This window comes from Paraburkholderia sp. JPY465 (genome assembly GCF_050436725.1).
In the GTDB taxonomy this organism is placed as follows: Bacteria; Pseudomonadota; Gammaproteobacteria; order Burkholderiales; family Burkholderiaceae; genus Paraburkholderia; species Paraburkholderia youngii.
This window is the reverse complement of sequence record NZ_JBNDMT010000003.1, coordinates 546,570-567,658: the sequence shown is the minus strand read 5'-3', so window position 1 is coordinate 567,658 and position 21,089 is coordinate 546,570. Positions and strand designations below refer to the sequence as shown.

The following is a 21,089-nucleotide window of genomic DNA, read 5'->3' as shown; positions in this document are numbered from 1 at the left end:
ATGAAACTGATGCGCGCGCCGAACCTGATCATCGGACAGCATTGGGTCAATGTGCTGGAGACCGCGGGCATCGCGTGCGAGCTGCATAACCGCTATCTGAACGGCGCGCTCGGCGAGATTCCGGCCGATCAATGCGCCCCGGAGCTGTGGCTGGTCGATGAACGCGATGAGGCGGTCGCGCGGCGGCTGATCGAAGCGGCGTCGCGAGGACCGGCGCCAGGCGCGCCGCAATGGCAATGTCAGCAGTGCGGCGAGATGCTCGAGGCGCAGTTCACCGTATGCTGGCAGTGCGGGACTGTGCGCGATCCGTTGAAGGGGTGAAGCGTCGTCGGGAATTGAAAAAGCCGGGCAATGCCCGGCTTTTTCTTGCGCTGCGCGCGTGCGTGGGCCGCTTCAGGCGAGCCACACCGCGATGGTCAGCATCAACAGCAGGATCATCCACAGCACGACCGCGCGCCACACGAGGCCCACCGCCGATTGCAGCGTGCGCGGCGTGCAGTCGTCGCCGACTTGCATCGGACCGCCATCGCCAGTGGCGAGCGCGTCGAGGCTCGACGGCTCCGCGAGCGGCCCGGCCAGGCGCGCGCCGAGCGCCCCGCTGCCCGCGGCGAGCAACACGCCGTCGTTCGTATCGGGCCACTGCCGCGCATGATTGCGCCACGCGTAAATCGCATCCTCGAAATTGCCGACGATCGCAAAGCCCAGCGACGTCAGCCGCGCCGGCACCCAGTCGATCACGAAGAACGCACGCTGCGCGAAGCTCGAAAACGCGACGGTGCGGTCGTCGGCCGGCCGCGCCCATGCGCGCGCGAGGTATTCCGCGCAACGGTACAGCACCGCGCCGGCAGGACCGACCGGAATCAGGAACCAGAAGAACACGCCGAACACGTGGCGATGCGACGCGACCACCGCGTGAATCAGCGTGTGACGCACGATTTCGCTGACCGGCATGTCGACAGTTTCGAGCCCGGTCCATTCGTTGAGAATTTCGCGCGCGTGCGGCACGTCATCGTTGTTCAACGCGAGATGGATGTCGGTGAAGTAATGGCTGAACTGCCGAAAGCCGAGCGTGAAGTAAAGCACCACGACGTTCCACAGGAACGCGAGCATGAAGTGAATGTGATACAGCACGTAGTAGACGAGCGCGACCGCCAGCGTCCAGGGCACCACCACGACGAGCCACGCGAGCAGACCGTGACGTTGCTTGCCGGCATCGAATCCGTGCGCCGCCGACTCCGCATGGTATTGAAGCAACGCGGACACCGGATTGTTCGGCGAGAGCGCGCGTACCTGTTCAATGATCAGAGCCAGCAATACGGAGAAAAAAGTCATGCGATGCGCCGTGCTTTTTAAGTTTTTACGATTGTTTTATAACGATAGCACAGGGTCGGATGAGTCTGAACGCGGACGCTGACAAAGCGCCGACAAGTGCGTCGTCCGCGCAACTCGCATCGTCGGCGCGTCGATGCGGGTCATATCAATCATGCGGCGAGGAACCGATACAGGTTGCGCAGCATCGCAGCCGTCGCGCCCCAAATGAAATGCTGGCCGCTTTGCACGGCCGCTGGCGTGACCGTCTGCGCGTGTTGCGGGCCGTGCTGCTCGGCGGCTTCCGGAGCCACCGTCAATTCGCCGCGCGGATACGGCATCGCGAAGAAGCGGCGCTCCCCGCCCTCGTAGCGGAACAGCCGCTCTTCATGGTTGGACGGGTCCATCAGGAACGCGAGCGGCACTTCGAAAACCTCGGCCACTTCGAGCGGATCGATCTCCAGGGTGAACGGCGGGTGCACGAGAGCGATGATCGGTGACACGCGAAAGCCGGTGCCAGTCAGATAGTCGGGCAACGCGCCGAGAACTTCGACGCGCGAAGCGTCGAGACCCACCTCTTCGCGCGCTTCGCGCAGCGCCGTGGCAGTCGCATCGGCGTCGAACGGTTCCTGGCGGCCGCCGGGAAAACTCACCTGGCCGGCGTGATCGCTCAGATGGTCCGCGCGCTGCGTGAGCAACACGGTAACGCCTCGCGCGCGCATGACGAGCGGCACCAGCACCGCGGCCACGCGTGGATCGAGGTCGGTGTTGCGCCACGGCGCATCGGCGATCTTCTCAGGAGTCCAGGCAAGTTGCCGATCGAAGCGCGCCCGCAGTGCATCGGGCGTCAGACGCTCGCCCGTGACCGGTGGCAGATCGGCGCCCGTCGCGATGACAGGCAGAGTTTCGGGCTCAAAGACGGGGCGGATCAACGGGTCTCTCTGATGAGCGGGGACATGCCGCTATTTTGACCTGGCCAACAAAAAAGCACCCGCGAGGGGTGCTTTTTCTTACAGCATTTACGCTTCGGAAGCAGCGCGGTCCTTCGAGACCAGCTTTTCCTTGATTCGAGCCGACTTGCCCGAACGCTCGCGCAGATAGTACAGCTTCGCACGACGCACATCGCCGCGACGCTTGACGACGATGCTTGCCAGCAGCGGCGAATACGTCTGGAACGTACGCTCGACGCCTTCGCCCGACGAAATCTTGCGGACGATGAACGACGAATTCAGACCACGGTTACGCTTGGCGATCACGACGCCTTCGTAAGCCTGCACACGCTTACGCGTGCCTTCAACCACGTTCACGCTGACGATGACCGTATCGCCCGGACCAAAATCCGGAATGGTCTTTTCGCCGAGAACGCGCGCGATTTCTTCCTGCTCGAGTTTTGCAATCAGATTCATCACTGACTCCTAGATCCATCTTGTCGGCGTTCGTACCTGCCCGCGCTTACTGCGTTGGGCTACGGCCCCGATAGAGGATGGGTTCACATCTGGCACCGCACACGCATGTACGGCACCGCCTCTTGTCCGCTCGAAAGACCGGAGCCTCAGGCCTTCGGCTCTTCCTTCGCGAGACTTGCGAGCCACGCCTCGTCGGCACGGCTCAGCATTCTGTTCTTTCTGGCCTTCACGATCAGATCGGGCCGTTTGTTCAACGTGTTGCGCAGTGCTTCGCGCCGCCGCCACGCCTCGATTTCCGCATGATGGCCGCCGAGCAGCACATCGGGCACCCGCACGCCCTCGTATTCCTCGGGACGTGTGTAGTGCGGACAATCGAGCAGCACTTCGACGAAACTATCCTGCACCGCCGACTGCGAGTCGTTCAGCACACCGGGCAACTGACGCACGACCGCATCCATCAACGCCATCGCGGGCAGCTCGCCGCCCGATAACACGAAGTCGCCAAGGCTGACTTCTTCGTCGACGACACGGTCGAGCAAACGCTGGTCGATCGCTTCGTAACGCCCGCACAACAGGATCAGACCGGGTTCGGCCGCGAACTTCATCACGCGCTCGTGATTCAGCGTCGCGCCTTGCGGAGACATCATAACGACGCGCGACGCACCGATGCCCTGCTCCGACTGCGCCGCTTTCGCGGCCGTGATCGCATCTTCGAGGGGCCGAGCCAACATGACCATGCCGGGGCCTCCGCCGTACGGGCGATCGTCGATCGTGCGGTAGTTGTCGGTCGTGAAATCGCGCGGATTCCACGTACGCAACCCATAACGCAGCTGCTTCGCGGCCCGGCTGGTGATACCCCAGTCAGTCAGCGCGCGGAACATTTCTGGAAAGAGCGTCACGACATCGAACTGCATCGCTCTCCCCACTCAACGATAGATTTCAATAGTCTGCTTCCCAGTCGACGACGATCTGCTTAGCCGTCTGGTCCACAGTTTTGACAAAGACGCCGACGAACGGGATCAAACGCTCGCCTGCGATCGGCTTGCCGCTTTTATCGGTAGCCGGATACTCGATGCGCAGCACCGACTGCGCGCCGTTGTCGATCATGCTGGCGACCTTGCCGAGGCTGAGCCCAGCGAGATTCACCACGTCCAGGCCGATCAAATCGACCCAGTAGAATTCATCTGCTTCGAGCGCCGGAAATTCGCTACGGCTGATGTACACGCGAGAGCCGCGCAAAGCCAGCGCTACATCGCGGTCAGCGACACCACCCAGACGGGCGACCACGCTGTCGCTATGCGTTTTGGCCTGCAAGGACGGCGTCGATTTGCGCTCCTGGCCTTTCAGCAACCACCAGCGCTGCGCGCTCAGCAAGGCGTCTCCGCCCTGCCCGGCATCCGCGTGCGCGGCTACCTTGACCCATCCTTTGAGACCATAGGCGTCGACGATCGCGCCCACCTCGACCGCATCGGCCGGCCAGCTCGCCGCCGTTTCGATACGCATTTCTGCAGCTTCGGAACCAGCGTTCGCGACGTTGGCTTGCGCCTCTTTCGCCTTGCCGTCGGTTCGTTCGACCGGCTTGCGGACGAATGCACCGAACGACGCCTGACCAGACGCCTTTGCGCGCGAAGCTGCCTTGGCGGTACCAGAACTGCCGGAATCACGCTCAGACATCGAATAACCTCGACGACAACTTCGCAGCCTGCTTTGGCGTCTGCTTCAGTAAAACAAATCGCGCATCGGACTGCTCACGCGAGTTGCGCGAGCCGCCGGCTGAACCGACGACGATACGCCTGCGGGCCGCCATATCAAGCAGCCGGCTGGGCCTTTTGGGCTTCCTTCACGAGACGCTCGACGGTCGGCGACAGTTGCGCGCCAACACCTTGCCAGTACGTCAGGCGATCCTGAGCGATACGCAGGGATTCGCCCTTCGTAGCGACCGGGTTGTAGAAACCGACGCGCTCGATGAAGCGGCCGTCACGACGGCTACGCGAGTCGGTGGCGACGATGTTGTAGAACGGGCGCTTCTTGGAGCCGCCACGAGCCAAGCGGATGATGACCATACTAGAATCCTTGAAAACCGGGGTTCGGAACGACTGAAACACGCGATTATAGCGGGAAACCGACGCCATAACAAACACTTACCGGGATAAACTGAGCAACCGGGCCGCACCGGCCTTCTACAAGAGGTGCGCGACCCCGCTCAAACGCCCGAATTATCTGAAGGAGCGCGTGTGCAACGCCAGCCGAACCTCCTGTTTCGATTCGCCTTTTTTGCCTTTTTCGTGCGCTTTGCTGGACTTTCGCGCACCCCGCGCAGCCGGATTCTACGCGTGGCGGCGGCCACGTTGCTCACCGCGCAGGCGTTGACCGCAAACGCCGCGCTACCCATCGAAAAAATCAAACTGCCGCCGGGCTTTCACATCGAGGTGTTGTCGGACGACGTGCCGAGCGCACGCGCGATGACGTTCTCGCCCAAGGGCATTCTGTACGTGGGCAGCGAGGATGGGCACGTCTATGCGCTGGAACTGCGAAACGGCCGCGTGACGGGCCGCCACGTGATCGCGTCCGGGCTGCAGATGCCAACCGGCGTAGCGTGGCACGATGGCGCGCTGTACGTGTCGGCCGTGTCGAAAATCGTGCGCTTCGATGCGATCGACTCGCACCTGGACGATCCGCCAAAACCGGTCGTCGTCACCGACAAGCTGCCGACCGACACGCATCACGGCTGGAAATTCATCGCGTTCGGCCCCGATGGCAAGCTGTACGTGCCGCAAGGCGCGCCGTGCAACATTTGCCAGAGAGATCCGGACCGCTTCGCGCTGATTGGCCGCATGGACCCGGACGGTAGCCACTACGAGGTCGTCGCGCGCGGCATCCGCAATTCGGTCGGCTTCGCGTGGCATCCGGTCACCCACGAACTGTGGTTCACCGATAACGGTCGCGACCTTCTCGGCGACGACATTCCGAGCGACAAGCTCAGCCGCGCGTCACGAGTCGGAATGAACTTCGGCTTTCCGTACTGTCACGGCGGCGACACGCCCGACCCCGAGTTCGGCAAGGATCATCCATGCAGCGAATTCACGCCGCCCGTGGTCAAGCTTGGCGCGCACGTGGCGGCGCTTGGCATGCGCTTCTACGACGGCCCGATGTTTCCGGCCGACTACCGCAACAACATCTTCATCGCCCAGCACGGCTCTTGGAACCGCAGCAAGAAGGTCGGCTACCGCGTGGTGCGCGTGATCACCGACCCTGACGGCAGCCACGCACGCCAGCAAGTCTTTGCCGAAGGCTGGCTGCAACCCGGCGAATCGGTGTGGGGCCGTCCCGCCGACGTGCTGCCGCTGCCGGACGGTTCGCTACTGATCAGCGACGATACCGCCGGCGCGATCTATCGCGTCACATATTCGACGCCGTAGCGCGCGGATGCATGCGCGTGTGGCTGAGAGGCTGCACCAGTCTTCAGCCAGGTCCGGCGCGTTTCGCCACCGCGCTTTCAGCGCGGGTGCTCGCCCTCAACGTGACCACCCGCCCGCCGCAGGCGTAGAATGCGCGTCGGTCCACGTCCTGCGGCGCGCCGCTCCTTTCGACCGCCTGTCACTCTGCCCACGCGTTCATGTCCACCATTGCCTCGACCTCCCCGCGCTTCAGATCCAAGACGCTCACCGCCGCGCTGGCGTTCCTGTTCGGCAGCCTTGGCGCCCACCGCTTCTATCTGCATGGCATGCGGGACATCTTCGGCTGGGCCCATCTGCTCGGCACGCTGATCGGCACTCCCGGCGTGATGCTGCTGATCGCGACCGAGCGCGCGTCGATCCTCGGCTGGGTGCTCGCGTCGATCGGCGCGGTTTCGCTGTTCGCCGCGTTTCTGGCCGCGCTCGTCTACGGGCTACGCCCGGATCGGAAATGGGATGCGCAATTCAACGCCCACACGCAACGCAAAAGCCGCTCCGGCTGGACCGTTATTTTCGTCGTGATCTTTTCGCTGCTGATCGGTGCGTTTCTGCTGATGACCGGTCTCGCGCTCGCATTTCAGACCTACTTCGAAAGCCAGGTCGAAGCGGCCAAAGCAATTTCGCAGTAACGCACCGTAGCGGGACCAGCAGGTATTCCCGCACGCTAGAAAAGCCTCAGTTGCGGATTGTCGCGAGCCGGTTCGCTTGCCTGCTCGGCGCGCGGCGACTCGATCCGGCGAAACTGCGACATGTCGAGAATGCCGCGGTCACGTCCGCTCAGCCCCAACCGGCGCGCGGCCTTGTGAAATCGCTGCTTGAGCAGATCGGCCCATAAGCCCTCTCCCTTCATGCGGGTCGAGAACGACGAGTCGTAATCCTTGCCGCCCCGCATGTCGTGCACACGGTGCATCACGCGCTCGGCCCGATCCGGGAAGTGTGCGCTCAGCCAATCCTTGAACAGCGGCGCGACCTCCCACGGCAATCGCAGCACGATATAGCTCGCGTTGCTGGCGCCCGCTTCCGCGCATGCCTCGAGCACGCGCTCCATGTCCGGTTCGGTGACGAACGGGATCACCGGCGCGATGCTGACGCCGACCGGAATACCCGCCTCGCTGAGGGTACGGATCGTGCGTAGCCGGCGCGACGGCGTGGCTGCACGCGGTTCGAGCGTGCGCGCGATGTCGGCGTCCAGCGTGGTGATGGTGATCGCCGCCATGAATTGGCCGCGCTCCGCCATCGGCGCGAGCAGGTCGATGTCGCGCTCGATCAGCGACGACTTGGTGATCGCCGCGAACGGGTGATTGCGCTCGCTGAGCACCTCGATCACCCGCCGCGTAAGCCGCAAGTCGCGTTCGGCCGGCTGCCATGCATCTGTCGCGACGCCGAGCGCAATCGGCTCGGGCACATATGATTTCTTCGACAGTTCCCGCTCGAGCAGTTCGGGCGCGTTGATCTTCGCGTAGATGCGGCTCTCGAAATCGAGCCCCGGCGACAACCCGAGGTAGCTGTGCGTGGGCCGCGCGAAGCAATAGATGCAGCCGTGCTCGCAACCGCGATACGGATTCAGCGACACATTGAACGGAATGTCCGGCGACGCGTTGCGTGTGAGGATGGTTTTCGCGCGCTCCTCGAACACCTGCGTGCGCAGCACTTTCGGCTCACCGTCTTCGCCGGCCGCCTGCCAGCCGTCGTCGACGGCCTCGCGCTGGTCGACTTCATAGCGGCCTTGCAGGTTCGTGACCGCACCACGCCCCTTGCGAGGCGCCGGCGGCGCGATCAGAAATTCGGGAATGTCAGGGGTGTCGGGATCATCCACGGCGGGCCACGCAGAGCAAACGCAAACTGGAAGTGCAAAAGGAAAACGGCGCAAACACCTGTATAAATATACAGTGTTTACGCCGTTTGTCGAGCACTTCGTTGCCCGCGAGATGCGCGGCCAATCCCGTCAGCGATCGGCCACCTAGTCGGTCACCGCGATCGTCAGCGTCTCCTTGATTTCCTCCATCACCACATAGCTCTTCGACTGCACCGCCCCCGGCAACTGCAGCAGGATGTCGCCGAGCAGCTTGCGGTAATCGGCCATTTCGCCGATGCGCGCCTTGATCAGATAGTCGAAATCGCCCGATACGAGGTGGCACTCGAGCACCTCGGGGATCTTCTGCACCTCGCGCCGGAACTGGTCGAACATGTTGCCGCTCTTGTGATCGAGCGTGATCTCGACGAACACCAGCAGCGCCGCGCCCAGCTCGGCCGGGTTCACGCGCGCGTAGTAGCCGGTGATCACGCCGTCGCGCTCCATCCGCTTGACGCGCTCGATGCACGGCGTCACCGACAAACCGACCCGTTCCGCCAGGTCCTTCATCGCCATACGGCCGTCTTGCTGCAGGAGCCGCAGGATCTTGTGATCGAGCTTATCGAGAGCCCGCACGGGATGGCGCTGGGTACGCATGGTGTTTTTGCTGAAAATGATGAAAATACGATAACAAAACCTGCCTCACTGTTAATAGTATAGCGGTTAACACTGGGCAGACGGCATTTCACCTCACGTTGCAGCTCGTTGAATCGAATCAGATCGAATCCATCGAAGCGCGCGTTGCCCTCACTCAATTCTTGGATATCTGGAGCAGCTATGCGAGTCGTCGTTTTGGGCAGTGGCGTCGTCGGTGTAACGAGCGCGTACTACCTCGCGCGCGCCGGTCACGAAGTGACCGTCATCGATCGCGAGGCCGGCCCGGCGCTCGAAACCAGCTTTGCCAACGCGGGCCAGATCTCGCCGGGCTACGCGTCGCCGTGGGCCGCGCCGGGCGTGCCGCTGAAGGCCGTCAAGTGGATGTTCCAGAAGCACGCGCCGCTCGCGATCCGCCTCGACGGCACCGCATTCCAGCTGCAATGGATGTGGCAGATGCTGCAGAACTGCACGGCGCCGCGCTATGCGGTGAACAAGGGCCGCATGGTGCGGCTCGCCGAATACAGCCGCGACTGCCTGCAGGCGCTGCGCGCCGACACCGGCATCCAGTACGAAGGCCGCACCGGCGGCACGCTGCAGGTATTTCGCACGCAGCAGCAGTTCGACGGCGCAGCGAAAGACATCGCCGTGCTGCAGGAAGCCAACGTGCCGTACGAACTGCTGAGCGCCGACCAACTCGGCAAGGCCGAACCGGCGCTCGCCGCGGTGTCGCACAAGCTCACCGGCGGCCTGCGCCTGCCGGGCGACGAAACCGGCGACTGCCAGATGTTCACGACGCGCCTCGCGGCGCTCGCCGAGCAGCTGGGCGTCAAGTTCCGCTACAACACGCCGATCGACGCACTCGCGATGACGGGCGGCCGCATCGCCGGCGTGCAGTGCGGCGGCGAACTGGTGCGCGCGGATTCGTTCGTGGTCGCGCTCGGCTCGTACTCGACGCGCTTCCTCGACGGCATCGTGAAGATTCCGGTCTATCCGCTGAAGGGTTATTCGATCACCGCGCCGATCGTCGACTCGGCTGCCGCGCCGGTGTCGACCGTGCTGGACGAGACCTACAAGATCGCGATCACGCGCTTCGATGACCGGATTCGCGTCGGCGGCATGGCTGAGGTCGTCGGCTTCGACAAATCACTGCGCGAGGCGCGCCGCAAGACGCTCGAGCTTTCGGTGAACGACCTGTTCCCGGGCGGCGGCGACACGTCGAAGGCAACGTTCTGGACCGGTCTGCGGCCGATGACGCCGGACAGCACTCCGATCGTCGGCCGCACGCCGGTGCCGAACCTGTTCCTGAACACCGGCCACGGCACGCTCGGCTGGACGATGTCGTGCGGCTCGGGCCAGTTGCTCGCCGACCTGATGTCAGGCAAGCAACCGGCGATTCGCGCGGACGATCTGTCGGTGCATCGCTATCTCGGCGAGACGGCGGGCGAACATCGGCCGGCGTATGCGTGAGTTCTAGCGCGTGCGCTAACGCGGCATTGGCCGCAAGCGCACGCGGCAACAAACAGCAGCTGCAAAAACAAACGGCGCCTTGCGAGGCGCCGTTTGTTTTTCAAGGTGTCGCCGCAATCGCGGCAGGCATCGAGGCATGCTCAGAACTGGTCTTCCGACAAAGCCAGCACGCCCTCGCCACCCTTCGCGCTGACGATCGCCACTTCGAGCGCCGCCGCCTGTGGCAGCACATGCTCGGCGTAAAACCGCGCGGTCGCGATCTTCGCGTCATGAAACGCGGGATCCTCGTCGCGCCTCGCCGCCGCGGCAAGCTGCGCACGGGCCATCTGCCAGCCGCCCAACACGATGCCGGCGAGCTTCAGATAGGGCACGCTGCCCGCGAACACCGCATTCGGATCGCCCTTCGCATTCGCGACGACGAAATCGACGACCGAGCCGAGCGCACGATGACCCTCAGCGAGTTGCGTCCGCATCGACGCGAACGCCGCGCCCTGCTGCGCGCCGAGCGCTTCAACCGTTTCCGCGATGCCAGCGAGCAGTTCCTTCGCGACCTTGCCGCCGTCGCGCAGCGTCTTGCGACCGATCAGGTCGTTGGCCTGAATCGCGGTCGTGCCTTCGTAGATCGGCAGAATGCGCGCGTCGCGGTAGTACTGCGCGGCGCCGGTTTCCTCGATGAAGCCCATGCCGCCATGCACCTGCACGCCGAGGCTCGTCACGTCGATCGACAGCTCCGTGCTCCAGCCCTTCACGATCGGCACCAGGTATTCGTAGATCGCCTGATGCTTCGCGCGCGTCGCTTCGTCGGGATGACGATGCGCGATATCGCAATGCGCGGCCGCGACGTACGCGAGCGCGCGCGACGCCTCGGTAAGGCTGCGCATCGTCGACAGCATGCGGCGCACGTCCGGGTGCTGGATGATCGCGACCGACTGCTTCGCGGAGCCATCGACGGGACGGCTCTGCACGCGCTCCTTCGCATACGCGACCGCCTTCTGATACGCGCGATCCGAGATCGCGACCCCTTGCATGCCGACCGCGAAACGCGCGGCATTCATCATGATGAACATGTATTCGAGGCCGCGATTCTCTTCACCGATCAGCTGGCCGAGCGCGCCGCCGTGATCGCCGAACTGCAGCACCGCGGTCGGGCTCGCCTTGATGCCGAGCTTGTGCTCGATCGACACGCAATGCACATCGTTGCGCTCACCGAGCGAGCCGTCCAGGTTGACGAGAAACTTCGGCACGAGGAACAGCGAAATGCCCTTTACACCATCGGGCGCGTTGGGCGTGCGCGCAAGGACGAGATGGACGATGTTCTTCGCCATGTCGTGCTCGCCCCAGGTAATGAAAATCTTCGTGCCGAACAGCTTGAACGAACCGTCGGCCTGCGGCTCGGCGCGCGTGCGCACGAGCGCGAGATCCGAGCCCGCCTGAGGCTCGGTCAGGTTCATCGTGCCGGTCCATTCGCCCGAGATCAGCTTCGGCACGAAGGTCTGTTTCTGCGCTTCGCTGCCGGCGGTCAAGAGTGCTTCGATCGCGCCGTCGGTCAGCAAAGGACACAACGCGAACGACAGATTCGACGCGTTGAGCATTTCGACGCATGGCGTCCCGATCAGCTTCGGCAGCCCCTGCCCTTCATAGTCGAGCGGATGCTGCACACCCTGCCAGCCGCCTTCGGTGAACTGGCAGAACGCGTCCCTGAAACCGGGCGTCGCGGTGACGACGCCATCCTTCCAGCTGCTAGGGTTGCGATCGCCGTCGACGTTCAACGGCGCCAGCACTTCGCCGCACAGTTTCGCCGACTCGCCGAGCACGGCCCGCGCCGTGTCGAGGTTTGCGTCTTCGAAGCCGGGCAGCTTCGCGATGTCTTCGAGTCCGGCCAGTTCTTTCATCACGAACAGCATGTCCTTGATGGGCGCCGTATAGCTCATTTCGGTTCTCCTCCCTTGATATGCAAAAAGGGCGCGGGACTCGGTCGGTCCTGCGCCCTTCGCTTATTTTCGGCGGCCTGTTCAGCCGCCGCGGCGCTTAGCCGAGTTCCTTCACGAGTTCCGGCACGAGGGCGAACAGATCGCCGACGAGGCCGTAGTCGGCCACGCTAAAGATCGGCGCTTCTTCGTCCTTGTTGATCGCGACGATGACCTTCGAGTCCTTCATGCCGGCGAGATGCTGGATCGCACCCGAGATGCCGACCGCGACGTACAGTTGCGGCGCGACGATCTTGCCGGTCTGGCCGACCTGATAGTCGTTCGGCACGAAGCCCGCGTCGACGGCTGCGCGCGATGCGCCCAGTGCCGCGCCGAGCTTGTCGGCCAACGGCTCGAGCACCTTCGTGTAGTTCTCGCCATTGCCGAGACCCCGGCCACCCGACACGATGATCTTCGCGCTCGTCAGTTCCGGCCGATCGAGCTTCGTCACTTCCCGGCTCACGAACTGCGAGATGCCGGCGTCGGCTGCGGCTTCGATCTTTTCGACCGCTGCGCTGCCGCCTTCGGCCGCGACGGCGTCGAAACCGGTCGAGCGCACGGTGATGACCTTGATCGGATCAGCCGATTGCACGATCGCAATGGCGTTGCCCGCGTAGATCGGACGCTCGAACGTGTCGGCGCTGTCCACCGCGGTGATGTCGCTGATCTGCGCGACGTCGAGCTTTGCGGCGATACGCGGCGCGACGTTCTTGCCGTACGCGGTAGCCGGCGCGAGGATGTGCGTGTAGTTCCTGGCCGCATCCTGCACAAGCGTCAGCACCGTCGCTTCGACGTTTTCTGCGAGACCCGCTTCGAGTTGCGGCGCGTCGGCGAGCAGTACCTTGCTGACGCCGGCGATCTTCGCTGCGGCATCGGCCGCGGCTTGCGCGTTGTGACCCGCGACCAGCACGTGAATCTCACCGCCGATCTTCTGTGCTGCTGCGATCGTATTCAGCGTCGCGGCCTTGATCGACGCGTTATCGTGTTCTGCAATTACCAGATTCGTCATTTCTTGCGTCTCCTCACAGCACCTTGGCTTCGTTCTTCAGCTTCTCGACCAGCGTCTTTACGTCCGGCACCTTCACACCGGCGGAGCGCTTCGGAGGCTCGGCGACTTTCAGCGTCTTCAGACGCGGCGTGACATCCACGCCGAGGTCTTCGGGCTTCACCGTTTCGAGCGGCTTTTTCTTGGCCTTCATGATGTTCGGCAGCGTCACGTAGCGCGGCTCGTTCAGGCGCAGATCGGTCGTGACCACGGCCGGCAGCGTCAGCGACAGCGTTTCCGCGCCGCCATCCACTTCGCGCGACACCGTTGCCTTGCCGTCCGCCACGACCACCTTCGACGCGAACGTCGCCTGCGGCAGGTTCGCGAGCGCGGCGAGCATCTGGCCGGTCTGGTTGGAGTCGTCGTCGATGGCCTGTTTGCCGAGGATTACCAGCTGCGGCTGTTCCTTGTCGACCAGCGCCTTGAGCAGCTTGGCAACGGCCAGCGGCTGCAGGTCTTCGTTCGATTCGATCAGGATCGCGCGGTCCGCGCCGATCGCGAGCGCGGTGCGCAGCGTTTCCTGCGATTGCGTCACACCGGCCGACACGGCGATCACCTCGGTCGCGACGCCCGCTTCCTTCAGACGCACGGCTTCTTCAACCGCGATTTCGTCGAACGGATTCATCGACATTTTCACGTTCGCAATATCGACGCCCGTACCGTCCGATTTCACGCGGACCTTCACGTTGTAGTCGACCACTCTTTTCACTGGCACCAGAATTTTCATGCACACGCTCCAAAGTTACGAATACGTCAACCCGACAAACATTATAGCGACTGCCCTCATGGCAGCCGTGTCGCGGGCGCTTTGCGGAAGGATATCGCTCCTCCGCGGCTTGACGACAATATCGAACGATCGTTCTATTTTAATCTCCAAAAAACCCGGGAGACAACCCCGGGTTCCGACTCCGACCTCTAATTTCGCATTGCCGTCGTGTTCTGCCAGGTCCGTGGACCATCGCATCACCAGGAAGTGATCACCGAGCCGCCGAATTTGCTGTCGACGAACTGCTTCACTTCCGGCGAGTGGTACGCCGCGACGAGCTTCGCGACCCACGGCTTGTTCTTGTCCGCTTCGCGAATCGCGATCACGTTCACGTACGGACCCTTGGGGTCTTCGATGGCGATCGCGTCCTGCTTCGGCTTGAGGCCTGCTTCCATCGCGAAGTTGGTGTTGATCGCGGCGGCATCGACGTCGCCCAGCGAACGCGGAATCTGCGCCGCATCGAGCTCGACGATCTTCAGCCTCTTCGGATTGTCGACGATGTCGAGCGGCGTCGCCTTCAGGCCGGCATCGGCGCGCAGCTTCAGCAAGCCCTGCTTCTGCAGCAACAGAAGCGCGCGGCCGCCGTTGGTCGGGTCGTTCGGCACGGCGATCTTCGCGCCCGGCTGCAGTTCGGCGAGCGACTTCACCTTCTTCGAGTAGATGCCCATCGGGAACGTGACCGTATCGGCGATACGGATCAGCTTGTAGCCACGGTCCTTCACCTGCGCCTGCAAGTACGGGTCGTGCTGATAGCTGTTCGCGTCCAGATCGCCGCTTGCGAGCGCCGCGTTCGGCTGCACGTAATCGGAAAATTCGACGATCTTGATGGTGAGGCCGTTCTTCGCGGCGACCGTCTTCACGACGTCCATGATCTGCGCGTGCGGGCCGCCGGTGACGCCGACCTTGATCGTGTCGTCGGCATGCGCCGCGGTGGTGGCGAAAAGCGTTGCCGCGCCGAGCGCGGCAGCCAGCTTGAGAATGAAGCGACGTTGCATGATGGACCTTTTCCGAATCTCTATTAGCGGGCTTCCGAACACCCTTGTTTATCTATGGCTCAAACGACGCACGAGCCAATCCCCAAACGACTGCACCAGTTGCACGAACACGATCAGGATCAGCACGACCGCGAGCATCACTTCCGGCAGGAAGCGCTGATAGCCGTAGCGGATGCCGAGGTCGCCAAGACCACCGCCGCCGATCGCGCCCGCCATCGCCGAATAGCCGACCAGCGATACGAACGTGATCGTCAACCCGGCGACTACGCCCGGCAGCGATTCCGGCAGCAGCACCTTGAAGACGATCTGGCTGGTGGTCGCGCCCATCGCCTGGGCCGCCTCGATGAGCCCGCGATCGACCTCGCGCAGCGCCGTCTCGACCAGACGCGCGATGAACGGCGCCGCGGCGATGGTCAGCGGCACGATCGCGGCCGCGGTGCCGATCGACGACCCGACGACGAGCCGCGTAAACGGAATCACCGCGACCAGCAGGATGATGAACGGTGTGGAGCGCACCGCATTGACGATCACGCCCATCACGCGATTCACCGCGACGTTTTCGAGCACGCCCTGGCGGTCGGTCAGATACAGCAGCACGCCGAGCGGAACGCCAACCACGGCGCCAATCAGTCCGGAGATGCCGACCATGATCAGCGTCTCCCAGAACGACTGGACGAACATATCGAACATTTCACTCAACATGCGTGAGCTCCTCCACTACGACACCCTGCTCGCGCAGAAACGTGATCGCCTGCGCGACCTTGGCCGGATCGCCGCCCGCCAGAACCGCGAGCGAGCCGAACGCCTGCCCCTGGATCTCGTCGATCTGGCCGTGCAGGATATTGAAGTCGAGTTCGTAACGGCGAATCGTCTCCGACAGGATCGGCTGATCGACGCCCGAACCGGTGAACGCGAGACGCAGCAGATGGCCGCTGCCGGTCTTCAGGCGCTGTGCGACGCGCGCCTTCATGGCGGGCGGCAAATCTTGCGCAATCACGTCGCCGATCAGCGCGCGCGTGACTTCGTGGTGCGGCTGCAGGAACACGTCGATCACCTTGCCCTGTTCGACGACGCGGCCCGCGTCGAGCACCGCGACGCGATCGCAGACCTGCTTGATCACGTCCATCTGGTGAGTGATCAGCACGACCGTCAGGTTCAGTTCGCGGTTGATGCGCTTCAGCAGATCAAGAATGGCGCGCGTGGTTTCGGGATCGAGCGCGGAGGTCGCCTCGTCCGACAGCAGCACCTTCGGCTTGCTCGCGAGCGCCCGCGCGATACCCACACGCTGCTTCTGCCCGCCGCTGATCTGCGCCGGATAGCGGTCTTTCTGCGCCGACAGACCGACGAGCTCGAGCAGCGGCAGCACGTTCGCCTCGATTTCGTCGCGCTTCAGGCCCGCCAGTTCGAGCGGCAGCGCGACGTTCTCGTACACGGTGCGCGACGACAACAGATTGAAGTGCTGGAAGATCATGCCGATCTCGCGACGCGCGTCGCGCAGTTGCGCGGCGGGCAGCGTCGTCAGATCGCGGCCGTTGACGAGGATGTTGCCCTCGGATGGGCGCGTCAGCAGGTTGATCGTGCGCACGAGCGTGCTCTTGCCGGCGCCGCTGCGGCCGATGATGCCGAACACCTCGCCTGCCGGAATTGTCAGATTGACGTTGTGCAGCGCCTCGACCCAGCCCCGGGGTCCGGCGAACCGCTGGGAAACATTGCGTATTTCGATCATGGACAAACGAAAACGGCGGAGGCTGCCGGCGAGCGTCGTGCTCCCGACAAGCGGCCGCCGTTTCTTTTATTGGGATTTAAGGTCGCCATTCTACCGCAGCGGCGACATACCGTTTAATAATCAATTCCGATCTTTTCATAACCACAGGGCATTAGAGCCGCGTGTTATGCACAAAGCTCGCGCGCATCGCGCCGCTGCGACTATGATCGGGCCACCCCCTTCCGCACAGGCTGCCGCCATGCAGACTTCCCCGAGCCACACCGTGCGCGCGAGCGCCGGCAGTCTTAATAAAGACGCGCCGCAGCGCGCGTCGGTCACGACCGGCGATGGCATCGAGTTGCCACTGTATCGCTGGCAGCCGAACGGGCCGATACGGGCGACGGTCGCGCTGCTGCACGGTCTCGCCGAGCATGCCGGCCGTTACGCGGCCGTAGCGGACCGGCTCAACGCGGCGGGCATCGAACTCGTCGCGATCGATCTGCGCGGCCACGGCCACGCGCCCGGCAGGCGCGTTTATGTGAAACGCTTCGACGACTACCTGCTCGATGCGCAGGCGCTGCTCGACGCCGCCGCGCAAAGCTGCGCGCCGCTATTCCTGATGGGTCACAGCATGGGTGGCGCGGTGGCCGCGCTGTACGCGATCGAACGTCTCGACGCGAGCGGGCGGCGCCTGAGTGGTCTGATCCTGTCGAGCCCCGCGCTTGCGCCGGGGCGCGACGTGCCGAAATGGATGCTCGCGCTGAGCCAGGTGATCAGCCGCGTCTATCCGGGCTTCCCGGCGATGAAGATCGACCCGGCGCTGCTGTCGCGCCTTCAGCCGGTGGTCAAAGCCAATCTCAACGATCCGCTCGTGCATCACGACGCGATTCCGGCGCGCACGGGCGCCGAGCTGCTGCTCGCGATGGCGCGCATCGAACGTGGCCGCGCGGGGCTGCGCATGCCGCTGCTCGTGTTTCATGGCATCGAAGACAAATTGACCGAGCCCGACGGCAGCCGCGCGTTCGGCGAGCACGCGGGCTCGCCTGACAAGACGCTCACGCTGCACGAAGGCAGCTATCACGAGACGATGAACGACCTCGACCGCGATCGGGTGATCGCGGCGTTGGTCGATTGGATCGAAAGACGGTCGGTGGGACGAAGTTGAAAAGATGCGGCGCCGGATAGCCGTCGGCTAGCGCTTCCATTCCGGCGCGCGTTTGTCGATGAAAGCCTGCACGCCTTCGAGCGCCGAGTCGTCCATCATGTTGCAGGCCATCGTCTGCCCGGCGAGCTGGTACGCGGCCTCGATGCCCATTTCGAGCTGGCGGTAGAACAGGCCCTTGCCCGCGCTGACCGCTTCGACCGGCTTCGCGCAGATGCTCGCGGCGAGCCGCGCGACTTCGTCGTCGAGCGCATCGGCTGGGGCGACGCGGTTCAGGAGCCCCTGCTTGCGGGCTTCGGCAGCGTCGATGAAATCGCCGGTCAGCAGCATTTCGAGCGCGGCCTTGCGCGACAGGTTGCGCGACAGCGGCACCGATGGTGTCGCACAGAACAATCCGAGGTTCACGCCCGAAACGGCGAAGCGCGCGGTATCCGCGGCGACCGCGAGATCGCACATGGCGACGAGCTGGCAGCCGGCCGCGGTCGCGATGCCGTGCACGCGCGCGATCACCGGCTGCGGCATACGCTGGATGGTCAGCATTAGCTTCGTGCAGCGCGCGAACAGCTGCTGGTAGTACGCGAGCGACGGCGCCGCGCGCATTTCCTTCAGATCGTGCCCCGCACAGAACGCGCGGCCCGCGCCGGCGATCACGACCACGCGAGCATCGGTCTTCGCGATGTCGGTCAGCGTCTGCTGAAGCTCTTCGAGCAGCGCTTCGGACAGCGCGTTGAACGCATCGGGCCGGTTCATCGTTACGCGCACGACGCCCGGTACCTGATACGCGTCGCGTTCGATCGTGACCAGCGACGCGTCGCCGCTATTGACGGGGTTGACTTTCATGGCTCAGATCTCCGCGAGCGAGCGCACGTGCGCGACCACGCTGCGCCCGAGCGCCGACAGGTTGTAGCCGCCCTCGAGACAACTGACGATGCGCCCGCGCGCATAGCGCCGCGCGATCTCGCACACCTGGCCCGTAATCCACGCGTAATCGTCTTCGACGAGGCCCATGTTGCCGAGGTCGTCCTCGCGATGCGCGTCGAAGCCGGCCGAGATGAACAGCATCTCCGGCCTGAACTCGTGCAGGCGCGGCAACCACAGCATATCGACCGCTTCGCGCACGGCCATGCCGTTCGAGCGTGCCGGCATCGGCACGTTGCACATGTTGGACGCCTGATTGTCGGCGCCGGTGAACGGATAGAACGGGTGCTGAAAGATGCTGCACATCAGCACGCGCGGGTCGCCCGCGAATGCGGCCTCGGTACCGTTGCCGTGATGCACGTCGAAGTCGATGATGGCGACCCGCGCGAGACCATGCACGTCGAGCGCGTGGCGGGCGGCGATCGCGACATTGTTGAAGAAGCAGAAGCCCATCGCGCGCGCCGGCTCCGCGTGATGGCCGGGCGGGCGCACGCTGCAGAACGCGTTGTCGTAGCGGCCTTCGATCACCGCGTCGGTGGCGGCGACCGCCGCGCCCGCCGCGCGCAACGCGGCCCGCAACGTGTGCGGATTCATCGTCGTGTCGGGATCGATTTCGGCGACGCCCTCGAGCGGCGAGCGACCGCGGATGTAGTCGACGTGCGCCTGCGTGTGCACGCGCAGCAGCGCGGCCTCGTCGACGAGCGGCGCCGGCTCGCGCTCGATCAACGCGTCGATGCGGCTCGCGATCAGCTGATCCTCGATCGCCTGCAGCCGCGCGGGGCACTCGGGATGCCACTGTCCCATGTCGTGCAGCAGACAGTCGGGGTGGGAATAGAAACCTGTTGCCATAGTTCGTGTTGTGCGTCTCTTCTACGGCGCGGCGCATCAACTGCGCGCGCGGCGTGTCTCCGTCGAGCGGCGCGCGCCCCCGCGCGCCTACATTCGTCAAGTTACCACACGACGCCGCTGTCGCCGATTCAGCACGGTTTTGCGGGAGCCGTCGGGTATACTTCCCCGACCCGTTATTCGCCGTTTCGTTCCTGCCGCTTTCCGACTGCTTCCAGCCTTTCACGCATCGCGCTCACTGCTCACCATGACCGTCAAGCTTGCTCTGTCCGCAGGATCCCCACGCAACCGGCTTCGCCTCAACACCCTCGCCGCCTCACTGACCGTCGCATCGTGCATGTTCATCGCAGCAAATCCCGCGAGCGCACAAAGCGCCGCGCGCAAAGCCTCGGTGCAGCTCGCGCAGAGCCAGCCGCAACAGCCGGTACCGCAAGGGCAAACGTTTGAGGAAGAGATCATTCCGCAGCGCTATGCGAACAACGCGAACGTCGATGCGTTCATCAACGAGATGGTCGCGCGCTACGATTTCGACGAAGCGTCGCTGCACGCGTTGTTCGCCAGCGTCAGCTACTCGGCGACCGCGGTGAAGCTGGTCACGCCGTCGCTGACTCCGTCGGTCAAGAACTGGCGCTCGTATCAGGCGCGCTTCCTCGACCCGGTGCGCATCAACGCCGGCGTGCAGTTCTGGCGCGAGAACCGGGCCACGCTGCAGCGCGCGTATCAGGAGTTCGGCGTGCCGCCGGAGATGGTCGTCGGCATCATCGGCGTCGAGACGATCTACGGGCGCTACATGGGTAATTTCCGCGTGCTCGATGCGCTGACCACGCTGAGCTTCGACTATCCGAACACCGCGAATCGCGCGGACCGCCAGGCGACCTTCCGCAAGAATCTCGAAGACTACCTGGTGTGGACGCGCGATGCGCAGATCGACCCGAACACGGTGCTCGGCTCGTACACGGGCGCGATCGGCATTCCGCAGTTCCTGCCGAGCAGCATCGTCCAGTACGCGGTCGACTACGAGGGCAACAAGCACATCGATCTGCGCACGAGTGATGCCGACGCGATCGGCAGCGTCGCGAACTATCTGCGCCAGAACGGCTGGGAAAGCGGCCGGCCGGTGGTATGGCGAATCGGCTCGGACGCGGGCAGCCTCGGTGTCGCGCAGGCGGCGGCCACTGGGCAGCCGGAGCCGCACTGGCCGCTCGACCAGTTGCTGCGCGCCGGCCTCGTGCTGAACGAGCCGAACGTCGACATTGCTTCCGAAGCGGGTACGCCGGTCACGGTGGTCGATCTGCCGACGCCGGGGCGCGGCACCGAGTTCGTGCTCGGCCTGAAGAACTTCTACGTGCTCACCCGCTACAACCGCAGCTTCTTCTATGCGCTCGCGGTGTATCAGCTCGGTCAGAAGGTCAAGGCGCAGATGGAAGCGATCGACACGGCGAATGCCGCGAAAGCGGCCAACAATGGCGGCGCGTCGCAAGGTGGGGCGGATCAGTCGAACTCGAATTCGCAGTGAGTCGCGCCGCGAGTCGCCGTGCGCGCCTCGCATTGAAAGACGTAAAAAAAGCGCCGGCTCGACCGGCGCTTTTTATTGGCTCGT

At 64.1% G+C, this 21,089-nt stretch carries 22 protein-coding genes; 6 read left to right on the top strand and 16 right to left on the bottom strand.

Annotated elements, in window-relative coordinates; translation table 11 throughout:
• Positions 1-321 (top strand): DUF2007 domain-containing protein, encoded by a 321-nt coding sequence (locus tag QFZ94_RS17215; RefSeq protein WP_176380308.1) that lies wholly within the window; start codon positions 1-3, stop codon positions 319-321.
• A gap of 72 nt (positions 322-393) precedes the next feature.
• On the opposite strand, the gene QFZ94_RS17210 is transcribed toward QFZ94_RS17215, so the two are convergent.
• The 6 genes from QFZ94_RS17210 to rpsP form a co-directional block, all read right to left on the bottom strand.
• A complete protein-coding gene (locus QFZ94_RS17210) occupies positions 394-1,332 on the bottom strand; it encodes a CobD/CbiB family protein (protein WP_368586578.1) in 939 nt (312 codons plus the stop codon).
• A 149-nt stretch (positions 1,333-1,481) separates the two neighbouring features.
• Positions 1,482-2,240 carry an NUDIX hydrolase gene (locus QFZ94_RS17205; RefSeq protein ID WP_429458398.1) on the bottom strand — a complete coding sequence of 253 codons (759 nt, stop codon included), beginning with the start codon at positions 2,238-2,240 and terminating at the stop codon, positions 1,482-1,484.
• An 87-nt stretch (positions 2,241-2,327) separates the two neighbouring features.
• Positions 2,328-2,714 (bottom strand): 50S ribosomal protein L19, encoded by a 387-nt coding sequence (rplS, locus tag QFZ94_RS17200; RefSeq protein ID WP_167050256.1) that lies wholly within the window; start codon positions 2,712-2,714, stop codon positions 2,328-2,330.
• Between the two features lie 146 nt (positions 2,715-2,860).
• Positions 2,861-3,628 carry a tRNA (guanosine(37)-N1)-methyltransferase TrmD gene (gene trmD / locus QFZ94_RS17195; protein ID WP_429458397.1) on the bottom strand — a complete coding sequence of 256 codons (768 nt, stop codon included), beginning with the start codon at positions 3,626-3,628 and terminating at the stop codon, positions 2,861-2,863.
• A 25-nt stretch (positions 3,629-3,653) separates the two neighbouring features.
• Positions 3,654-4,388, bottom strand: a complete 735-nt coding sequence (gene rimM / locus QFZ94_RS17190; RefSeq protein ID WP_429458396.1) for a ribosome maturation factor RimM — start codon at positions 4,386-4,388, stop codon at positions 3,654-3,656.
• Positions 4,389-4,522: 134 nt separating this feature from the next.
• Complete coding sequence (gene rpsP / locus QFZ94_RS17185) at positions 4,523-4,777, bottom strand: 30S ribosomal protein S16 (protein WP_013090118.1); 255 nt, start codon at positions 4,775-4,777, stop codon at positions 4,523-4,525.
• Between the two features lie 171 nt (positions 4,778-4,948).
• Between rpsP and QFZ94_RS17180 the strand changes: the two genes are divergently transcribed.
• Together QFZ94_RS17180 and QFZ94_RS17175 are read left to right on the top strand one after the other, a co-directional pair.
• Positions 4,949-6,133 (top strand): PQQ-dependent sugar dehydrogenase, encoded by a 1,185-nt coding sequence (locus QFZ94_RS17180; RefSeq protein WP_429458394.1) that lies wholly within the window; start codon positions 4,949-4,951, stop codon positions 6,131-6,133.
• A 197-nt stretch (positions 6,134-6,330) separates the two neighbouring features.
• On the top strand, positions 6,331-6,798 hold the full coding sequence (locus tag QFZ94_RS17175) for a TM2 domain-containing protein (protein ID WP_429458392.1): 468 nt from the start codon (positions 6,331-6,333) through the stop codon (positions 6,796-6,798).
• A gap of 35 nt (positions 6,799-6,833) precedes the next feature.
• Here QFZ94_RS17175 and QFZ94_RS17170 read toward each other — a convergent pair whose 3' ends face one another.
• Entirely contained in the window at positions 6,834-7,985 is a 1,152-nt protein-coding gene (locus QFZ94_RS17170; protein ID WP_429458390.1) for a PA0069 family radical SAM protein, read from the bottom strand.
• A gap of 144 nt (positions 7,986-8,129) precedes the next feature.
• Positions 8,130-8,618: an Lrp/AsnC ligand binding domain-containing protein gene (locus QFZ94_RS17165; RefSeq protein ID WP_013090122.1), complete on the bottom strand. Its 489-nt coding sequence runs from the start codon at positions 8,616-8,618 to the stop codon at positions 8,130-8,132.
• Between the two features lie 180 nt (positions 8,619-8,798).
• On the opposite strand from QFZ94_RS17165, the gene QFZ94_RS17160 reads away from it, so the two are divergent.
• Entirely contained in the window at positions 8,799-10,085 is a 1,287-nt protein-coding gene (locus QFZ94_RS17160) for a D-amino acid dehydrogenase (RefSeq protein ID WP_368586585.1), read from the top strand.
• A gap of 140 nt (positions 10,086-10,225) precedes the next feature.
• Here QFZ94_RS17160 and QFZ94_RS17155 read toward each other — a convergent pair whose 3' ends face one another.
• From QFZ94_RS17155 to QFZ94_RS17130, 6 genes are all read right to left on the bottom strand, one after another.
• Positions 10,226-12,016, bottom strand: coding sequence for an acyl-CoA dehydrogenase (locus QFZ94_RS17155; RefSeq protein ID WP_429458387.1), 1,791 nt, complete (start codon positions 12,014-12,016; stop codon positions 10,226-10,228).
• Between the two features lie 97 nt (positions 12,017-12,113).
• Positions 12,114-13,061: an electron transfer flavoprotein subunit alpha/FixB family protein gene (locus QFZ94_RS17150; protein ID WP_368624094.1), complete on the bottom strand. Its 948-nt coding sequence runs from the start codon at positions 13,059-13,061 to the stop codon at positions 12,114-12,116.
• Positions 13,062-13,074: 13 nt separating this feature from the next.
• Positions 13,075-13,824, bottom strand: a complete 750-nt coding sequence (locus QFZ94_RS17145; protein ID WP_368624095.1) for an electron transfer flavoprotein subunit beta/FixA family protein — start codon at positions 13,822-13,824, stop codon at positions 13,075-13,077.
• 236 nt (positions 13,825-14,060) lie between these two features.
• Entirely contained in the window at positions 14,061-14,858 is a 798-nt protein-coding gene (locus QFZ94_RS17140; protein WP_368586765.1) for a MetQ/NlpA family ABC transporter substrate-binding protein, read from the bottom strand.
• 48 nt (positions 14,859-14,906) lie between these two features.
• Positions 14,907-15,560 carry a methionine ABC transporter permease gene (locus QFZ94_RS17135; protein WP_429458384.1) on the bottom strand — a complete coding sequence of 218 codons (654 nt, stop codon included), beginning with the start codon at positions 15,558-15,560 and terminating at the stop codon, positions 14,907-14,909.
• Positions 15,550-16,584 (bottom strand): methionine ABC transporter ATP-binding protein, encoded by a 1,035-nt coding sequence (locus QFZ94_RS17130; protein ID WP_429458382.1) that lies wholly within the window; start codon positions 16,582-16,584, stop codon positions 15,550-15,552. The genes QFZ94_RS17135 and QFZ94_RS17130 overlap by 11 nt, the downstream gene beginning before the upstream one ends.
• A 238-nt stretch (positions 16,585-16,822) precedes the next feature.
• On the opposite strand from QFZ94_RS17130, the gene QFZ94_RS17125 reads away from it, so the two are divergent.
• Complete coding sequence (locus tag QFZ94_RS17125; RefSeq protein WP_429458380.1) at positions 16,823-17,728, top strand: lysophospholipase; 906 nt, start codon at positions 16,823-16,825, stop codon at positions 17,726-17,728.
• Between the two features lie 27 nt (positions 17,729-17,755).
• Here the strand turns inward: QFZ94_RS17125 and QFZ94_RS17120 are convergent, their stop codons facing one another.
• On the bottom strand, positions 17,756-18,565 hold the full coding sequence (locus QFZ94_RS17120) for an enoyl-CoA hydratase (RefSeq protein ID WP_368586768.1): 810 nt from the start codon (positions 18,563-18,565) through the stop codon (positions 17,756-17,758).
• Positions 18,566-18,568: 3 nt separating this feature from the next.
• Positions 18,569-19,492 carry a histone deacetylase family protein gene (locus QFZ94_RS17115; protein WP_410849611.1) on the bottom strand — a complete coding sequence of 308 codons (924 nt, stop codon included), beginning with the start codon at positions 19,490-19,492 and terminating at the stop codon, positions 18,569-18,571.
• Between the two features lie 334 nt (positions 19,493-19,826).
• Here QFZ94_RS17115 and mltB point away from each other — a divergent pair, with 334 nt between their 5' ends.
• Positions 19,827-21,005 (top strand): lytic murein transglycosylase B, encoded by a 1,179-nt coding sequence (gene mltB / locus QFZ94_RS17110; RefSeq protein ID WP_429461840.1) that lies wholly within the window; start codon positions 19,827-19,829, stop codon positions 21,003-21,005.
• Positions 21,006-21,089: the final 84 nt, after the last annotated feature.